This is a genomic window from Streptomyces sp. NPDC057307, from assembly GCF_042667665.1.
In the GTDB taxonomy this organism is placed as follows: Bacteria; Actinomycetota; Actinomycetes; order Streptomycetales; family Streptomycetaceae; genus Streptomyces.
On record NZ_JBHUZM010000006.1, the window covers coordinates 26503 to 43301 of the forward strand.

Below are 16799 nucleotides of genomic sequence, written 5' to 3' on the forward strand. Positions count from 1 at the left end.
AAAGATCTCTCACTCTCTGGTGTGGACCCAGGCCGCCCACTGCTGCCTTGTCAACGGACTTCGATGATCGCCTCGTCGTGCTGAGACTTGTCGATCGTACGGAATCGAACGAAGGGTACCGGCTTCCCCGTCTGGCCGGCGGCAGGGATGAAGGCAGCCGCCATGACGACCCTGGCTGGATCGATGCTGCAGTCGGCCACCGCCTGGTCCGGCATGTCCTCTGCCTGGACGACCGGGTAAAGGAGGATGGCCCCCCGCCGCGGCTGGTGGAGATTGGTGGCGTCGGGGTCATCTGTACTCAGCGGACGGAGTCCAGCGATCCGCTCCGCGGACTGTCGGTGATCCACGCCGGAGATGCGATTGAAGACGCCGCGGGCGTCGCGCTTGCGCTGTACGGGAGTCAGCGGCTGAGTGCCGAGAATCCGCACTTTCGTACGCGAGGTGCCGGAGGTCTGGGGGACGATCAGCGCCCAGTCGTCGGTAGCACACCCGGCGTCGCTGGAGTCTTTGAGATACGCGAGGTGCGGGGCGAAGAGGTCGTGACGGGCCCAGGTGAGTGTCGTCATGATGTCGAGCAGCTGCTCATGGCCGAGGATCGCGGTCTTGGCCCGGTAGCGCGTATAGCTTCCACGATCGGCCTCGGAGTGCGTGACCAGGACGGCGAAATCCTCACTCAGCGCTTCCAGGGCAGGCCGCCACACTTCGGTGTTATGCCGCAGGTCGGCTGGGCTCCTAGGGTACGCCGTCGGTTCCACCCACTGGCCGGGCGACCGCACTTCCACGAGTTCGGCGTTGAACATCTTCGTGCGGCTGGTTGGCTTGAGACCTGGCAAGTGCTGTGAAACCAGCGGGGGAATCTGAGCTGGTCGCACTTGCCGGTCTCCGTCGACGAGCCCGGCGTACATCGACAGCTGTGCGCGGAAGTTCTCTTCATCCCTGCAGACCGCTTCGAAGGCTTCGTACAGATCCAGCGTCTGCGTCTTCGTCAGCTGTTCTTCACGGCCGATGTACAGACGGACCAAGTCCCGGTAGCCAGGGCGAAAGCCGAACCAACGGCCCATCTGCATAAGGGTGTCGGCTTGTCGCGTGGTCCGGCGGTAGTACGTGATCGTCAGACCCTCGACGGTGAACCCGCGGGAGAGCTTGGTACCGCCTACCAGGATCTTCCAGATGTGTGGCGTCCTGTCGAAGTCCAGACCAATACCTGAGAAGTAGCTGTCGGTATCGCCATTGACAACGATGACCGGACTGCCGCCGCGATTGATCAATTGGCGTGCCCGGTAGACGTATTGCTTGAGCTCGGCGTACGAGCGAGGGGACGGCAGCGTGTCAGAGGTGAAATGATCGAAGTCAGAGGCCAGCAGAGCGGCGAGGCGGGCATGCCCGTCAACTCCGGTGTATGCGGCGCCATGCCACATTGCGGTGATGCGCTCGGCGAGTTCTGCGTGATCGTCAATTTTCACTGACTGATGGACAAGCATGGTGTGATGGCGGAAGGGTTTGTCATCAACACCGCGGTCCGCACGGTACAGCTTCAGGGCCCCAGTGAGGACGTAGGCGTCCATGGCTTCTTGGAGGCGGTCGCCGGTCTCGTTTCGGATGTCCCGGATGTGGGTTTCTTTGGCAGTGCCGAAATAATCCAGGTCATGGAAATCCTGCACTCCCATGTACCCCGCCGGGCGCGGCAACGAGATGAGGAAATCAGTGGGAAAGATGTCCTCGGCGTCGCTCGGATCGATGAAGACATTGGCGAACGGAGTAGCCGTGTAGCCGACGTACTGGGCGCGGGGAAGGAGCTTCAGGAGCTGAGAGATCAGGCCGTTGATCGCTGTGCGCGTAGTACGTCCTGACTCCCACTTCTTCGGGTTGGACGTGTTGACAGACGCCTGGTCGGACTCGTCATCGATGATGAGAACAGGCAGTTCACCCAGCAACCCATGGATCTGTTTGAGGTCTTTGACGAGTTTGGTGAGTACTGACTTGTTCTTCTTGACAACCATGACGCGGGCGGCTGCCCGGTGCAGGTTGCTGGGATCGTACAGCGGTTTCTTCGTGACCTTTTCAATCTCCAGCGTACGGATTCCTTGGAGAAGGCTGTTGTAATCGTTGTCGCGAGTAGTGAGCCTCTCGATGTCGAAAGCGCCCAGGTCTGATGGACGACGACCGTGGGAGACGAAATCTGGCCAGCCCTCGTCGTCGCCGACGTAGTCGATCCCTACCAAACTGTCCAGATCGGCCGGATCGGCCCCGCGCAGGATGTTCTCCTGGCCGATGAGTTCCATGTCCAGTCGCCGCTGGGTCTGTGCGCGCAGCAGGTTGAGTGTTCCGCCGAGGATGATCACGAGACGGTAGCCGGCGTCGATAGCTTTGGCGGTGACGCCGGTGAAGTTCGCCGTCTTCCCGGACTGCACGTAGCCGACAACCAGGCCCTTGGCCTGCCGCTGCGCTTCCTGCTCGGGATCGGTCAGGCGCTCCACAACAGCGTGGCTTGCTTCGTCGAGTCCGGCGACCGCCGCGTCGCTCCATCCTTTGGCACGCAACAGACGCTCATAGGCGGGCCAGTAGAAGGCCCGCGACCGAGCACGTTCCCGCGTATACCAGCGCGTGGAGTTGGCGGTGATGACTGCGGGGCGCGGCTCTTTGGAGATTTCGACCGTCTCACTCAACGCTGCTCGCAGTTGCTCCCCGAAGCCGAGCAGACGGTACACATCGTTACGTCGCTCGTCGGTGCGGGCAGTGGCAAGAGACCAGTTGGGCTCCTCTTCGAAATCCCACTGGGTGAGTTTGCGGCTCCAGAGGGCTAGGAGAACGCTGTCGCCTGCCGTCAGGTGTTTCCGGAAGGTGTCCTCGCCGAGGTCGGCCTCGGGGAAATCGTCATCGGCGGCCAGAGCTGCCCACTTGGCGAACGGCTTAGGGCCGCGGAGCATTCCGCCGAGGGCCGCGGTATGGATCTCCGCGAGTATGTCAGTCACGGCTGGTGGCCTTTCAGCTAGCGGTGCGGTCCCGGTGAGCGTGTACGGCGGCGAGCAGGATGCTGTTCCAGTAATCGACCTGGTCGCTCCGCTTCTTCTCCCAGCGGGCGAAGCTGAAAAGCTCTTCGAGCATCAGGTAGAGAAGAGTCTTTGTGATAGGGGCATCATTTGAGCCGCCGCGCTGGCCGGAGTTAAATGCATCGCGGTACTGCTTGTTGAGCTGAATTACTCTGTTGTCACGGTCGAGTTCGAAGAAGCGCTGAGCAGGGAGCGCGACCCAGCTGACTGTGATGGGGTCTTCGCCGGGCTTCGCCGGAAGCTCCTCCAGGATGACTCGTCTGATCCTCGGGTCGATGCCTTTGCCTGGCGGGATCACGGATTTCCGTGTTATCTCAGTGCGGGAGGATCCCTCTCGATAGGCCGCTTCAGCGTCTTCGAGGAAGGAGCGGAAGCTCCGCCCTTGATGGTCTTGGGCCTTTTCGATGCCACGAGCGAAAGCCGGGGTTGCTGTGACTCCCACTTTCTTTACGTCCAGACTGAAGACGCTGTTGGACTGCGACGGCAGGTCAAGGGCAATCCGGGCGAGATTGAGATGGGTATCTGTACTACCCCGCTGGCCGTTCCATCCGCCTGCCTGTACAAGGCGGTCGTTGCGGTAGAAGTAGAAGCCCTGCCGTTCGGCGAGAGGGCCGATCATTTTGTATTCGGCACGCGGCGACCTGGCCGGCCAGATGTGAGCGGTCATCTTGATGTCGCCGATCCCCTCGACGGGTGCGGTGAAGGCGCGAGGGTAGCCAGGCTTTCCTGGTAGCCGGTAATTGAAGGGATCGAGTGCTTCGACGGCGCTGTGATCCAGTTCATCGCGAGTGTGGACATCCTCAACAACGATGTCGATGTTGAGCCCGCCTCGGTCCAGGAACCGGTGCAGGTAGAGACCTAGATGGGTCTCCAGTTTCTGGATCGCTTCAGAGAGGAAGCGGTCTGTCTGGCTTGTTTCAACCGTCTCGAACGCGCGCACCCGGTCCCAGCGCACGACAGTTCCCTGCCACTCAACGATGCCGTCATAGCGGTCGATCAGGGACTGCGCGTATTCAGGGGCAACTGTGTCGCAGCGATAGCCGTCCGCCAGGGACGCCGCGGTCAGCTGGCGTCCGGCAGAGCGGCTCGTCTTGGTTTTACTCACAACGGTGAGGGCGTCCGCGTGGGAGAGGGAGGCCGCCTTCAGGCCAGTGCCGTACATCCCGAGGGCGCCTGCTCCGTAGTCGCGCCGACGCCCTACGGTCATGGCGGCGTCCAGCTCCGCGTCGTTCATTCCTCGGCCGTCATCGACGATGAGCAGGCTGAGCAGCCGGTCGTCATCGCGCAGGAAGTGCACGACGACCTTGCTCGCCCCCGCATCCAGGGAGTTGTCGATGAGGTCGGCGACGGCCACCTCGAAGCCGTACCCCTGATTGGTCAGAGCTTCGGCGTAACCAGAGTCCGGAGGGAGCCGCTTGCTGCCGCTCGTCGGAACATCGAACTGCCAGTCAGCAGTGGGCTGGTAGGGCATACAAGCTCCCTTGCACACAGAGTGCTTGGGCCTGTGTGGGGGGAGGGGGCGGCCCGAATCGGCGAACGGAATGTGACCGTACTGCAAAGGAAGGACATAGGGGAATCCGTTCCTGAAAAGTAGTCAGATGTACGTGCCCGGAGGGCTGTTGGACCGACGGTGCACCTTCATCTGACTTCGCCGTCCAGACGTGTTCCGAGAGCGGAATCAGAATCCCGAAACACGTCCAGTCGGGCCGGAAGGCTTGCGAGCGGGCTAACCCGCCCCGTGGCACTCCCCGTACGTCCTCCCCGAGCCGCACCAGCATGCCGCGTTGCGGGCCGGGGGCCAGGCGGTGGCGCGGCCGCGGGCTGCCAGGGTGGTGGCGTACTGGGGGAGCAGGTTGGGGTCCGAGGGGGAAGCGGCCTCTGAGGCGGCGAAGGCCTCGTAGGAGGGGACCGTGCCCGTCACGATGCCCAGGTTCGGGGTGCCCGTGGCCGCGAGTTCGCGTAGGGAGGACTCCAGTTGGGCGAGGTGGGTCTCGCGGGAGGGGTACTCGGTGCGGAGCTCGGGGTACGCCGTGAGCAGTTCCGTCAGTTCCCCGGCCGGCCAGTGCAGGACCGCGACCGGGAACGGGCGGGAGAGGGCCGAGCGGTACGAGCCCAGTTCGGCGCGCAGGCGGGCGATCTCGGCCTGGAGTTCGGCCGGGTTGTCGGAGCCGAGGGCCCACAGGCGTTTGGGGTCGTGGAGTTCGTCGAGGGGGACGGACGTCTTGTTCACCTGGTCGCCCAGGGCGTCCCAGTCGTCGTGCTCCAGGCCCAGCAGCCGGCGCAGGCGGTGGCGGCCGAGGAGGAGGGAGCCCGCGGAGTACGGGACTTCCTCGCCCGGGGTCAGGAGCAGGTTGAGGGCCGTGGTGTAGGAGTCGTGGGCCGCTTCGAGTTCGTCGTGGGCCTCCAGCGTCTCCGCCACGATCTCCCACGGCGCCGGTTCCAGCGGTTCGGCGATGCGCAGGCCCTCGATGATCGCGCGGGCCTCCGCCTCGTGGCCGTACTCCCACAGGTTCGCGGCCTTCAGCGCTTTCACCAGGTGGGGATGGTCCGGGGCGCCGGTGAGGAGGTCGTCGTAGAGGCCGGTGGCGCGGTCGCGGGCGCCGGCCAGTTCCAGGTGGGCGGCGGCCTGGAGGAGCAGCGGCTCGCGGTCCTCGGGGTACTGGGCCGCTGTGCGCAGCAGGCGCTCGGCTTCAGTGGTGTGGTCGGCAGGGATGTCGGGGCGCATGGTCCACACCGTACTGCTGTACGCCGGTCGAGGCGGAGGGCCTTCGGGGAGAGGGCGTAGAGGGTTCGGAGGGAGGGCGAGAGGGGAGGGGGAGGGGGCTCTTTGCGTACGAGCAGCGGTGGGCCGCGCTCGTACGTACGCGGGCCTACGAGGGAGGGTCGCGCTCGTCACCGCGCGGGCTGCCGCCGCTCCCGTAGCGCCAGCACCAGCGCCGCCCCCAGCACCGTCACCCCCGCCGACACCAGGATCGCCAGGTCCGTGCCGTGCTCCGGGGTGGCCGCCGAGGTCGCCACCGCGATCATCAGGGCGACTCCCGCCGCCGAGCCGAGGTAGCGGGCCGTGTTGTTCGCGCCCGAGCCCATCGCCGCGCGTTCCTGGGGGACGGACTCGACCGACAGACGGGGCAGCGCGGCGTTCAGCAGGCCGCTGCCGATGCCCGCGACGAGGAGACCCGGCACCAGCCGGCCCCACGATCCCGCGCCCACCGCGCCCAGCATCGACAGGGCGCCGGCCGCGTGCAGGGCGAAGCCCAGGGCCAGTTGGTGGCGGGCCGCCACGCGGCCCGCGAGGCGGCGGGTCTGGAGCGCGACCAGGAAGGCCGTGCCCGACCAGAGGACGAAGAGTCCCGCCGCGCCCATCGGGGAGATGCCGAGCGTCCGCATGAGCAGCGCCGGCAGGTAGCTGAACAGCCCGATCACCGCCAGCCCCGTGAACAGCGCGCCCGACGTGGCCGCCTGGAAGGGCCGTCGGCCCAGCAGCCGCAGGTCGATCAGGGGAGCGCCGCCGCGCCGCTCCACGGCGGCGAAGACGCCGGTCAGTACGGCGGCGGCCACCAGCAGCAGGACGACGGGCGTACACAGCCACCCGTCGCGGCCCAGCGTCAGCGCGCTCAGCAGCGCGGTCATGGCCGCGCCGAGCACGACCGCGCCCGCCAGGTCGGGCCGGCCGCGGAGCACGGGATTCGGCGAGCGTGCGGAAGGCGAGGACCGCGATGACGAGGGAGGCCGTGGCGAGTACGGCGTACGGCTGCTGCCAGCCGTACGTACCCAGCGCCCCGGCGAGCAGCGGCCCGGCAGCGATTCCCGCGCTGACGAACGCTCCCCAGACGCCGGTGGCCCTGATCCGCCCCGGCCCGGCCGGGAAGGCGTGCACGAGGAGTCCGAGGCTGCTGGCGATGATCGCGGCGCTGGAGGCGCCCTGCGCGATACGGGCGAGGGTGAAGGTGAGGGTGGAGCCGGCCAGTGCGCCGAGTCCGGTGGTGAGCGCGAGGCCGAGGGTGCCCGCGAGGAAGAGTCTGCGGCGGCCGTAGTCGTCGGCGAGGCTGCCCGCGACCAGCAGGAGGGCCGCGAGGCCGAGCGGGGCGCCGTTGAGGAGCCACGCCTGGGCGGATATCGCGGTGCCGAAGTCGGCGGTGAGGTCGGGGAGCGTGAGCATCGGGACGGTGTAGTTCATGAGCGCGACGGTCGTCGCCGCGCTGGTGACGGCGAGCGTGGCACCGGCGGCGGGCCCGGCACCGCGGGTGGTGGTGGAGGCGGCGGGGCTCGCGGCCACGGGCGTGGAGGACATGGCGAGATGCCGCCTTTCAAGGTTCGGTGAATGAACTCAGGAGTGGATTGACCGTAACATGGTGAGTTCGTTCACCGAACCTTGAATTGGTTAAGCTGAGGTCATGGCCCTCGGCAAGGACTACTCCGCCCAGCAGTGCTCGATCGCCCGAGCACTGGAGGTCGTCGGCGAGCGCTGGACACTGCTCGTCGTCCGCGACGCCTTCTACGGAGTGCGCCGCTACAACGACTTCCTCACCCACCTCGGCGTCCCCCGCGCCGTCCTCGCCACCCGCCTCAAGAGGCTGGAGGAGGCCGGCATCCTGGAGAAGCGGCGCTATCAGGAGTCGCCGCCGCGCGACGAGTACGTCCTGACGGAGCGCGGCATCGCCCTCTGGCCCGTCCTGCGCTCCCTCGGCCTCTGGGGCCGCGAACACATCGAAGGCGTCCTCCCGATGCGGGTGTTCACGCACGCCACCTGCGGGACCGAACTGGGCTCCTACGGCGAGTGCCCGGCCTGCGGCACGGCCGTACCGCCGCGCGACGTGCGGATGCTGCCGGGCCGCGGACTCGATCCGGAGCCCGACAATCCGGTGAGCCGGGCACTGCTCGCCCCCCGACGTCTGCTTCTGCCCATCGAAACCGATCGTGTATAACGGCTGGGAGGGTGTGAGCAGACCGAGGACGAGACAGTAGGGAGGGGCAGGGCATGAAACGACGCGCGACTCCGCCGCTGCGCTCCGCCGCCCTCCTGTTCTTCCTGCTCTTCGGCCTCGTCCAGATCCTGCTCGTCGACGCCGGCAGCCTCTCCGCCGCCGTCGCCCTCGCCGCCACCGCAGCGGCCTCCACCGCGTTCGCCGCCTCCGCCGCCATCTCGGCCCGGTGCGCCCCCGCCGTACCGCCCACCCGGGTCCGTACCGCGATCCGCGACCGCGAGCAGCGCACGGCCTTCCTGCCGCAGCGAGATCCCGACGCACGAGGCCGCACCAGGCCCCGAGCCCCCGGTCGTCGCGTTCCGACGACCGCGTAGGGCCTTCGCCAGCCGCCAGTCCCACCCCCTGAGCGATCGACTCCCACGCGGGTCGTCATGCCGAGCCGCGCCGTGCCCATCACCGGCGCCGCGCATCCCATCCGGCACGACGAGACCCTCGGAGGGCTCACCCATGTCCGTCTTCCTGTCCGGCTTCGCCTCCCTGGTCGGGCACATCGCCGACCTGCTCCACCCCCTCTTCCAAGGGGGCGCGACCGCCGCGGCGATCATCCTCTTCACCGCCTGTGTACGGCTCGCCGTCCACCCGCTCTCGCGGGCGGCGGCCCGTGGCCAGAAGGCCCGCACCAAGCTCTCGCCGCAGATCGCCGTGCTGCGCAAGAAGCACTCCAAGAACCCCGAACGCCTCCAGAAGGCGATCATGGAGCTGCACAAGAAGGAGCAGGTCTCGCCGCTCTCGGGCTGCCTGCCGAGCCTGCTCCAGCTGCCCGCGTTCTTCCTGATGTACCACCTCTTCTCCAGCCGGCGGATCGGCGGCGAGCCGAACGAACTGCTCGGCCACTCCCTCGGCGCCGCGCCCCTCGGCGACCGCTGGAAGGACGCACTCGCCGACGGCGGGATCTTCGGGGGAGCGGGCCTCGTGTACGTCGCGCTGTTCGTCGTCGTCCTGGCCGTCGCCACCTTCAACTACCGGCGTACGAAGCGGCAGATGGCCGCCATGCCGACGCCGACGGCCGGCCCGGACGGGCAGCAGATGCCCGGCATGGGCGCGATGACCAAGCTGATGCCGCTCATGTCGTTCGCGACGATCATCACGGTGGGCGTGGTGCCGCTGGCCGCCGCGCTGTACGTCGTGACAAGCACCACATGGACCGCCGTCGAACGGGCCTTCCTCTACCGCGACGCCCCGGCGGCGGGGGCGCTGGCCACCGCCGCGTAGCGGTTCCCGGTGATGGTCTCCGCGAGGCGCCCACGGTCCAGGGTGTGAACGGGGTCTTGCGGAGTGATCCGATGTCTTGGAGGATCGGCCAATCCCCCGACGGCCGCAACCCGTCGGCGGATGCCCCGCTCGACCAGGTCGATCCGCTCGACCAGAGGGAGATACAAGACCATGAAGCTGCTGCGTGTCGGTACGGCGGGTGCGGAGCGCCCGGCGCTGCTCGACCAGGACGGGACCCTGCGGGACCTGTCCGCACTGGTCAAGGACATCGACGGCGAACTGCTCGCCGACGAGGCCGCGCTGGACCGGGTACGGGCCGCCGCCGCGTCCGGCGAACTGCCCGTCGTCGACCCCGCCGGACTGCGCACCGGGCCGCCCGTCGGCCGGATCGGCAAGATCGTGTGCATCGGGCTGAACTACCACGACCACGCGCGCGAGACGGGCGCGGACATCCCGTCCGAGCCGATCATCTTCTTCAAGGCCCCGGACACCGTGGTCGGCCCGGACGACACCGTCCTCGTACCGCGCAAGAGCGTCAAGACCGACTGGGAGGTGGAGCTGGCCGTCGTCATCGGCCGCACCGCCCGCTATCTGGAGTCCCACGAGGAGGCCCTGGCGCACGTCGCGGGCTACGCCGTCTCCCACGACGTCTCCGAGCGCGAGTTCCAGATCGAGCGCGGCGGCCAGTGGGACAAGGGCAAGAACTGCGAGACGTTCAACCCGCTCGGCCCGTGGCTCGTGACGGCCGACGAGGTGCCGGACCCGCAGGCGCTGTCGCTCAAGCTGTCCGTCAACGGGGAGCGGAAGCAGAACGGGACGACGGCCGAGCAGATCTTCCCGGTGGCCGAAGTGGTGCGCTACGTCAGCCAGTTCATGACGCTCTACCCCGGTGATGTCATCAACACCGGTACGCCGGCGGGTGTGGCTCTCGGACAGCCGGAGCCGAAGCCGTACCTGCGGGCGGGGGACGTGGTCGAGCTGGAGATCGACGGACTGGGGCGGCAGCGCCAGGAACTCAAGGACGCGTAACTCGCCGTGCCGCGAGGCGGTTTGACGGGGTCGGGCCGACGAGAGAGGGCACTTCGATGGTTACGGAGCGAAGCACCGTCGACTTCTGGTTCGACCCCGCCTGCCCGCTCAGCCGCGTCACCGCCTCGTGGATCGTCGGCGTCGCCGAACAGCGACCGATCGACATCCACTGGCGCGTGATGAGCCTGTCCATCCTGAACGAGGGCAAGGACGTCGACCCCGAGGGCGACGAGGAGGGCTACCTCTGGATCCCCGCCCGCGTCTGCGCCGCGATCGTGACGGCGCACGGGCACACGGCGCTCGGCAGGTTCTACGACGCGCTGTGGACCGCCGAGGACGGCGGACGGCGCGAGTGGATGGGCGACATCGCCGAGGCCCTGAGCGTCGCGGAGCTGCCGGTGGAGCTGGCCGTGGCGGGCCTGTCCACCGACCACGACGCGGCCCTGCGCGCCTCGCACGCCGAAGCGATGAGCCTGGTCGTGGGGGAGGTGGGTACGCCGATCCTGGCCGTCACCCACCCCTCCGGGACCAGGCACGCCTTCTTCGGCCCGGTCGTCACCGAGACACCGGCGCCCGACGACGCGCTGCGACTGTGGGACGGGACGCTCCTCGTCGCGAGCGTCCCGGGCTTCCGCGAGATCAAAACCTGACGAGCACGGGCACGGGCACGCGTATGAGCGCGAGCGCGAGCCCGCGCCCGCGCCCGAGTCGGCATCACCCGGGCAACCGGGCAACCGGGCAACCCGGGCACCCGGGCAACCCGGGCGGGACTTCTCGCGCACGGCCCAGCTGGACTGCTGGGCTACATCCGCTCCAGCGTCCGCTCCAGGGCCTCCACCACCAGCGCGTGGTCCTCCTCCTGCGGCAGACCCGAGACCGTCACCGTGCCGACAACTCCCGCTCCCCGCACCGTGATCGGGAACGAGCCGCCGTGGGCCGCGTACCGGTCCGGGTCCAGCCGCGAGGAGTCCTCGAACGTGCTGCCCTTGGCGCGGAAGCGCGTACCGACCAGGAACGAACTCGCGCCGTACCGCTCGACCACCCGCCGCTTGCGGTCGATCCAGGCGCCGTTGTCCACCGACGAGCCCGGCAGCGCGCAGTGGAACAACTGCTGGCCGCCCCGCCGAATGTCGATCGCGACCGGCGCCTCGCGCTCGCGCGACAGCTCGACCAGCAGGCTCCCGAGCGCCCACGCGTCGTCGTAGGTGAAGTGCGGCAGGACCAACCGGGCCTCCTGCGCCTCCAGTTCGGCCACCGTCGGCAGGGACCGGCCCTGGGCCGCCGTCATGACGAGGCTCCGACCGTGACCGTGACGCCTTCGCGCGCGGAGCGGCGGGCCGCCTCCAGGACGTCCAGCGCGGCGGCGGCCTCGTGCGCCGTCACCGGCGGCGCCGTACCGTCGCGCAGTGCCCGTGCCACGCCCGCGTAGAACGCCGGGTAATCACCGGGCGTGCTCTCCACCGGGTGGCCGCCACCCGTCGCCGGAGACTCGCCGGCCCCGAGCCGGCCCCACAGGGACTCGGGCTCCGTACCCCAATTTCCGGCCGTTTCCTTGGTGTTGGGCCGCTTGCCGTCCCGCAGGTCGGCCTCCTGGGGATCCAGGCCGTACTTCACATAGCCCGCCTTCGAGCCCAGCACCCGGAAGCGCGGGCCGAGTTGGGCCGTGGTGGCGCTGACGTACAGATGCGAGCGGACTCCGCTCGTGTGCGTGATCGCGATGAACGTGTCGTCGTCGGCCGCCGCACCGGGCCTGCGTACGTCGGACTCCGCGTACACCAGCGCCGCCGGACCGAACAGCGCCAGCGCCTGGTCCACGACGTGACTGCCCAGGTCGTACAGCAGTCCTCCGATCTCTTCCGGCACCCCGGACTCGCGCCAGCCGCCCTTGGTCTGTGGCCGCCACCGCTCGAAGCGCGATTCGAAGCGCTGTACGTCGCCCAGCTCGCCGCCCGCGACGAGGCGGGCCAGAGTCAGGAAGTCGTTGTCCCAGCGGCGGTTCTGGAAGACGGAGAGCAGCAGGCCCCGCTCCTCCGCGAGAGCGGCCAGGTCGCGCGCGGCGGCGGCGGTACCGGCGATCGGCTTGTCCACGACCACCGGCAGACCGGCCTTCAGCGCGGCCGTCGCGATCGGGACGTGCGTCTTGTTCGGCGACGCGATCACGACCAGGTCCAGCTCGTCGGCCCGCTCCCACAGCTCGTCCGGTGACACGGCGAAACGGACGTCGGGGAACTCGCCACGCGCCTGCGCCTGGCGCTCGGGGTTCGAGGTGACGACCGTGTCGAGGACGAGGTCCTCGGTCGCGGAGATCAGCGGGGCGTGGAAGACGGAGCCCGCGAGGCCGTAGCCCACGAGTGCGACGCGCAGAGGGGTACCGGTGCCAGTCATGCGTTCCACTTAAGCAACGGTGTTGCCATAGTGCAAGCGGGCGTGACAATGACACCGTGGGCAACAGTGGAAACAGCGGCAGCGACAGCGACAGTGACGGCGACAGGGGCAGGAGCGCGCGCGTGGAGGTGGGGATCCGTACCGGCACGAACCCGGGCCCGCACACCGGCGCGAATCTGCCGTCGCTGCGCAGCCACAACTCCGCGCTGGTGCTCGACCTGCTCCGTACGGCGGGGGAGGGCGGCATCAGCCGCCTGGAACTCGCCGAGTCCACCGGCCTCACCCCGCAGGCGGTCAGCAAGATCACGGCCAGACTCCGTACGGAGGGCCTGGCGGCCGGCGCCGGCCAACGGGCGTCCACCGGCGGCAAACCCCGGACCGTCCTGTGCCTGGTCCCCTCCGCCGCGCACGCCGTGGGCCTCCATCTGGACCGCGACGAGCTGACGGCCGTCGTGGTCGACCTGGCGGGCACGCCGGTCGCGGTCCGTACGGCACCGTTCGACCTGGGCGCCGGAGCGGCCGAGGTAGTCGAGACCGCTGCGGCGCAGGTGGAGTCGGTACGGGCGGAGGCGGAGCGGCACGCGGACGCTTCAGGCACGGCGGATCTGGCCGGTGCGGCCGGTGCAGCAGGCGCGGTCGGCACGGCGGGCGCGACGGACCGGGCCGCCGACCCGGCCGACTCGGCGAGCCCCGCCGGCCCCGGCAGGCTGCTGGGCGTCGGGGTCGCCCTCCCCGGCCCGCTCGACCACACCGCCGGAGTGCTCGGGCGCGTCACCGGCTTCCCCCGGTGGGACGGCTTCCCGCTGCGCGACGCGCTCGCCGCCCGCCTCGGCCTGCCCGTCGTCCTCGACAAGGACACCAACGCCGCCGCCCTCGGCCTCGCGCTGCGCGGGCCCGGTGACTCGTTCGCGTACCTCCACCTCGGTACGGGCCTGGGCGCCGGCCTCGTACTCGGCGGCGCCCTCTACCGGGGCGACCGCACCGGGGCCGGCGAGTTCGGGCACCAGGTCATCCAGCTCGACGGGCCGCCGTGCGACTGCGGGAACCGAGGCTGCATCGAGGCGCTCTGCATGGCGGCGGTCGCGCGCGGGGACCTGGCGGAGGCCGCGCGGGTGCTGGGCGCCGGGGCCGCGAACCTGGTCGGGCTGCTCGACATCGACCGGGTGCTGCTCGGTGGCCGGGCGGTCGCCGCCGCCGAGGAAACGTTCGTGACGGGAGTCGGAGCCGTACTCGAAGAGCGTGCGCGCGGCCCCGTGGTCCCGGTGGCCATGGCCGACGGCGGCACCCATCCGGTCGCCGAGGGCGCGGCGCAACTGGTGCTCGCGCCGGTGTTCGGGCACGCGCGGGTCTTCGGGCGAGGGCCGGTGCGCGCCTGAGGGAGGCGGGGCCGTTGGGGCGTATTCGTACGATCTTCGGACCGTAGCTGGACGTGGCTACCCGGTCCGGCGGTCGGCCCGTGGCAGCGTCGGGGCCGTCCCCCATGCCCCGACTGCCCCGACCTCCCCGACCGTCTCGACTGCCCCGACCTCCCCGACCGTCTCGACTGCCCCGACCTCTTCGCGATCAGCAAAGGTCCCCCATGCGATCCATGCGACTGCGCCCCGCCCTTGTCACCGGAATCCTTGGAGTCATCGGAGCTGTCGGTGTCACCGTCGGCACGATCCTGCCCGCCGCGCTGCCCGCGAACGCCACCGTGCCGGAGCTGGGCGCGGGCGCGGACGCACGCGTGGACGCGGACGCGAGCGGCGGGGCGGGCCCCGGCCCCGGGGCCGACCGGCAGCCGAGCTGCGGCAAGGCGTCCGACCCGGACTTCCCCATCGACACGCGCATCCATGGCGGCCCCGCCGAATACAGCCCCGGCGGCCGGCCGGGTACCTGGTCCATCGATCTCAGCAACAGCACCGACGAGGCATGCCACAACATCCACCCGGTCATCGTTCTCAGCGACCGGCACCGGTCCCTCACCGCGGACCAGGTCCGGCTCCAACTCACCGACGACAAGGGCGAATGGCGGACCATGTCGCTGGAGAAGTCGGACGAGGACGAGACGATCGCCGTCCTCGAAGGCGGCTTCCCGGGCTTCGCCGTTCCGGCCCGACGGACCGTCACGGTGCGTGCGAGGCTGGCCTTCACGGCCGCGGCCGACGCCAACAAGGTCGTGGCGAACGCGGCGACGGTGCAGCGGCGCGGCGGTGACGGCGACTGGGTGGGGGAGTCGAACGACTACCGCTTCTCCGTAAGCGGTACAGACGCGCGTACGGACCCCGGCACAGCACCCGACACGGACGGCGACACGGACCGCACCCCCAGCGAAGGCACAAGCACCGGCACCGGCACAGGCACCGATGACCGGCGCCGTACTCCCGACCCGACCGGCGACGCCACCCGCGACGCGTCCCCGGGCCCCACCCCCAACTCCGAGAGCGGCAAGGAGCCTTCGGCTCCCCTCGGCATCGGCGCACTCGCCGACACCGGTTCAGGCTCCCTCGCCGGCCCCGCCGTCGCCGCCGCCGTGCTGGTCCTCGCCGGTGTCGCCCTGGTCGTCGGCCTCCGCCGCCCCCGTAACCGCCCCTGACCCTGTCTCGATCCTTGCGCGGGCGCTGCCAGGCCGCGCGGTGAGCGGTACTCTCGTGCTCGTCCTGGGCCTGAACGAAGCGAATCTGGAGTCCGGCCACCCGCGACCCACGAAGTCGCGTGCGTGGTCCTCGACATCGACATTTCCGCGGGTCCCTATGTGATCTACGGGTGGTGAACGGGCGTGTCTGTGCACAGCGGTACGGGACACAGCTCGGCCCCGCCCCGAGCCACCTCCCGCTAGGAGATACGAGCCGTCATGCCCCGCAATTCCCTCAACTCCCTCACCTCCAGAAGCAGTCGAACCCCGTTCATCGCCGTCGCCGGCAGCCTCGTCCTCACCGCCTCGCTCGCCGGCTGCGGCGGCGGTTCGGGCGGTTCGGAGGGGAACGTCGTCACCGTCTACAGCGCCGACGGGCTCAAGGGCGTCGAGGACGACGGCTGGTACGACAAGGTCTTCGCCGACTTCGAGAAGGACACCGGCATCAAGGTGAAGTACGAGGAGGGCGGTTCCGGCGAGATGGTGGACCGGGCCATCCGCGAGAAGGACGACCCGCGCGCCGATCTCCTGGTCGCCCTGCCGCCGTACATCCAACACGCAGAGCGCAAAGGGGTGTTGGCGTCGTACGACCCCAAGGGCTCGGACAAGGTGCACGGTTCGGGGAAGTCCGCCGACAACCGGTGGACGTCGGTCGTCAACAACTACTTCGGCTTCATATACAACAAGAAGGAACTGACGGACCCTCCGGCCACCTGGGAGGAGCTGCTGGACCCCCAGTACAAGGACAAGCTCCAGTACTCGACCCCCGGAGTCGCCGGCGACGGCACGGGCCTTCTCATCAAGGCCATGCAGGACTTCGGCGGCGAGAAGCCGGCCATGGACTATCTGCGGAAGCTCGAAGAGAACAACGTCGGCCCCACCCCCTCCACCTTCAAGCTCGCGGCGAAGGTCGACAAGGGCGAGATCCTCGTCGCGAACGGTGACGTCCAGACGAACTTCGACCAGTCCAAGACCCTGTCGAACATCGCGATCTGGTTCCCGGCGAAGGAGGGCGGCAAGCCGACCACGTTCGCCATGTACTACGGAGCCGGTGTCGTGGACGGCGCTCCGCACAGCGCGAACGGCAGGAAGCTGCTGAACTACATGCTCACCGAGAAGGCCCAGAAGCAGGTCAGCGGCATCGGCGGCGGCTTCCCCGCGCGTACGGACGTCAGACCCATGGACGAGAACGCCATCGAGCTGGCCAGGCTGATCGACGGTGTCACGCTCTTCGAGCCCAACTGGGAGCGCATCGAGCCCAAGCTCGACAGCTACGTCGCCTCCTGGAAGACGGCCACCGGCAACTGACGGCCTGCCCGATCGGCCTCGTCCCGATCCGCCGCGCCCTGATCTGCCGCGTCCCCGCCCGTCCTGTACGCGCCCCGGCCGCGCCCCGGCCCCGTGCCGTACGCGCCCCGCCGCGCCTCCCGAGAGCCGGGATCATCCCCACCTGATTAGGCTGGGGTCGCCGAGCGGCACGGAGCAGTGCCCGCGGCACCACCAGCACACTGCGTACGGCAGGAG

The 16799-nt window shown here is 69.2% G+C and carries 15 protein-coding genes and 1 pseudogene; 9 read left to right on the plus strand and 7 right to left on the minus strand.

The features are described 5' to 3' along the window. Nucleotides 1–50: 50 nt before the first annotated feature. From ACFUN8_RS03955 to ACFUN8_RS03975, 5 genes and pseudogenes are all read right to left on the minus strand, one after another. Nucleotides 51–2972, minus strand: coding sequence for a Z1 domain-containing protein (locus ACFUN8_RS03955; RefSeq protein ID WP_383631014.1), 2922 nt, complete (start codon nucleotides 2970–2972; stop codon nucleotides 51–53). A gap of 13 nt (nucleotides 2973–2985) precedes the next feature. Then, on the minus strand, nucleotides 2986–4521 hold the full coding sequence (locus tag ACFUN8_RS03960; protein ID WP_383631017.1) for an ATP-binding protein: 1536 nt from the start codon (nucleotides 4519–4521) through the stop codon (nucleotides 2986–2988). Nucleotides 4522–4776: 255 nt separating this feature from the next. Further along, a complete protein-coding gene (locus tag ACFUN8_RS03965) occupies nucleotides 4777–5775 on the minus strand; it encodes an SEC-C metal-binding domain-containing protein (protein WP_383631232.1) in 999 nt (332 codons plus the stop codon). Nucleotides 5776–5942: 167 nt separating this feature from the next. Continuing rightward, on the minus strand, nucleotides 5943–6731 hold the full coding sequence (locus ACFUN8_RS03970; protein WP_383631020.1) for an MFS transporter: 789 nt from the start codon (nucleotides 6729–6731) through the stop codon (nucleotides 5943–5945). Nucleotides 6732–6756: 25 nt separating this feature from the next. Further along, nucleotides 6757–7227: pseudogene (locus tag ACFUN8_RS03975) on the minus strand (MFS transporter); the annotation flags it as partial. Between ACFUN8_RS03975 and ACFUN8_RS03980 the strand changes: the two are divergent. From ACFUN8_RS03980 to ACFUN8_RS04005, 6 genes are all read left to right on the plus strand, one after another. After that, nucleotides 7226–7375, plus strand: a complete 150-nt coding sequence (locus tag ACFUN8_RS03980; protein WP_383631023.1) for a hypothetical protein — start codon at nucleotides 7226–7228, stop codon at nucleotides 7373–7375. The pseudogene ACFUN8_RS03975 and the gene ACFUN8_RS03980 sit on opposite strands and share 2 nt — an antisense overlap. 69 nt (nucleotides 7376–7444) lie before the next feature. After that, complete coding sequence (locus tag ACFUN8_RS03985) at nucleotides 7445–7975, plus strand: winged helix-turn-helix transcriptional regulator (RefSeq protein ID WP_383631026.1); 531 nt, start codon at nucleotides 7445–7447, stop codon at nucleotides 7973–7975. Nucleotides 7976–8028: 53 nt separating this feature from the next. After that, nucleotides 8029–8349: a DUF6412 domain-containing protein gene (locus tag ACFUN8_RS03990; RefSeq protein WP_383631029.1), complete on the plus strand. Its 321-nt coding sequence runs from the start codon at nucleotides 8029–8031 to the stop codon at nucleotides 8347–8349. A 133-nt stretch (nucleotides 8350–8482) separates the two neighbouring features. After that, a complete protein-coding gene (locus ACFUN8_RS03995) occupies nucleotides 8483–9247 on the plus strand; it encodes a YidC/Oxa1 family membrane protein insertase (RefSeq protein ID WP_383631032.1) in 765 nt (254 codons plus the stop codon). 171 nt (nucleotides 9248–9418) lie between these two features. After that, nucleotides 9419–10276: a fumarylacetoacetate hydrolase family protein gene (locus ACFUN8_RS04000; RefSeq protein ID WP_383631035.1), complete on the plus strand. Its 858-nt coding sequence runs from the start codon at nucleotides 9419–9421 to the stop codon at nucleotides 10274–10276. A gap of 56 nt (nucleotides 10277–10332) precedes the next feature. Beyond that, the gene (locus tag ACFUN8_RS04005) at nucleotides 10333–10926 is read left to right on the plus strand and encodes a disulfide bond formation protein DsbA (protein WP_383631038.1); all 594 of its coding nucleotides are present in this window, start codon (nucleotides 10333–10335) and stop codon (nucleotides 10924–10926) included. Between the two features lie 152 nt (nucleotides 10927–11078). Here the strand turns inward: ACFUN8_RS04005 and ACFUN8_RS04010 are convergent, their stop codons facing one another. Continuing rightward, the gene (locus ACFUN8_RS04010) at nucleotides 11079–11564 is read right to left on the minus strand and encodes a heme-degrading domain-containing protein (protein ID WP_382563375.1); all 486 of its coding nucleotides are present in this window, start codon (nucleotides 11562–11564) and stop codon (nucleotides 11079–11081) included. Beyond that, nucleotides 11561–12661, minus strand: a complete 1101-nt coding sequence (locus ACFUN8_RS04015) for a Gfo/Idh/MocA family oxidoreductase (protein ID WP_383631042.1) — start codon at nucleotides 12659–12661, stop codon at nucleotides 11561–11563. Before ACFUN8_RS04015 ends, ACFUN8_RS04010 begins: the two co-directional genes overlap by 4 nt. Nucleotides 12662–12789: 128 nt before the next feature. Here ACFUN8_RS04015 and ACFUN8_RS04020 point away from each other — a divergent pair, with 128 nt between their 5' ends. The 3 genes from ACFUN8_RS04020 (at nucleotide 12790) to ACFUN8_RS04030 (ending at nucleotide 16583) form a co-directional block, all read left to right on the plus strand. Further along, complete coding sequence (locus ACFUN8_RS04020; protein WP_383631235.1) at nucleotides 12790–14037, plus strand: ROK family protein; 1248 nt, start codon at nucleotides 12790–12792, stop codon at nucleotides 14035–14037. 203 nt (nucleotides 14038–14240) lie between these two features. After that, nucleotides 14241–15236: a hypothetical protein gene (locus ACFUN8_RS04025; RefSeq protein ID WP_383631045.1), complete on the plus strand. Its 996-nt coding sequence runs from the start codon at nucleotides 14241–14243 to the stop codon at nucleotides 15234–15236. A gap of 258 nt (nucleotides 15237–15494) precedes the next feature. After that, complete coding sequence (locus ACFUN8_RS04030) at nucleotides 15495–16583, plus strand: 2-aminoethylphosphonate ABC transporter substrate-binding protein (protein WP_383631049.1); 1089 nt, start codon at nucleotides 15495–15497, stop codon at nucleotides 16581–16583. Nucleotides 16584–16799 lie beyond the last annotated feature (216 nt).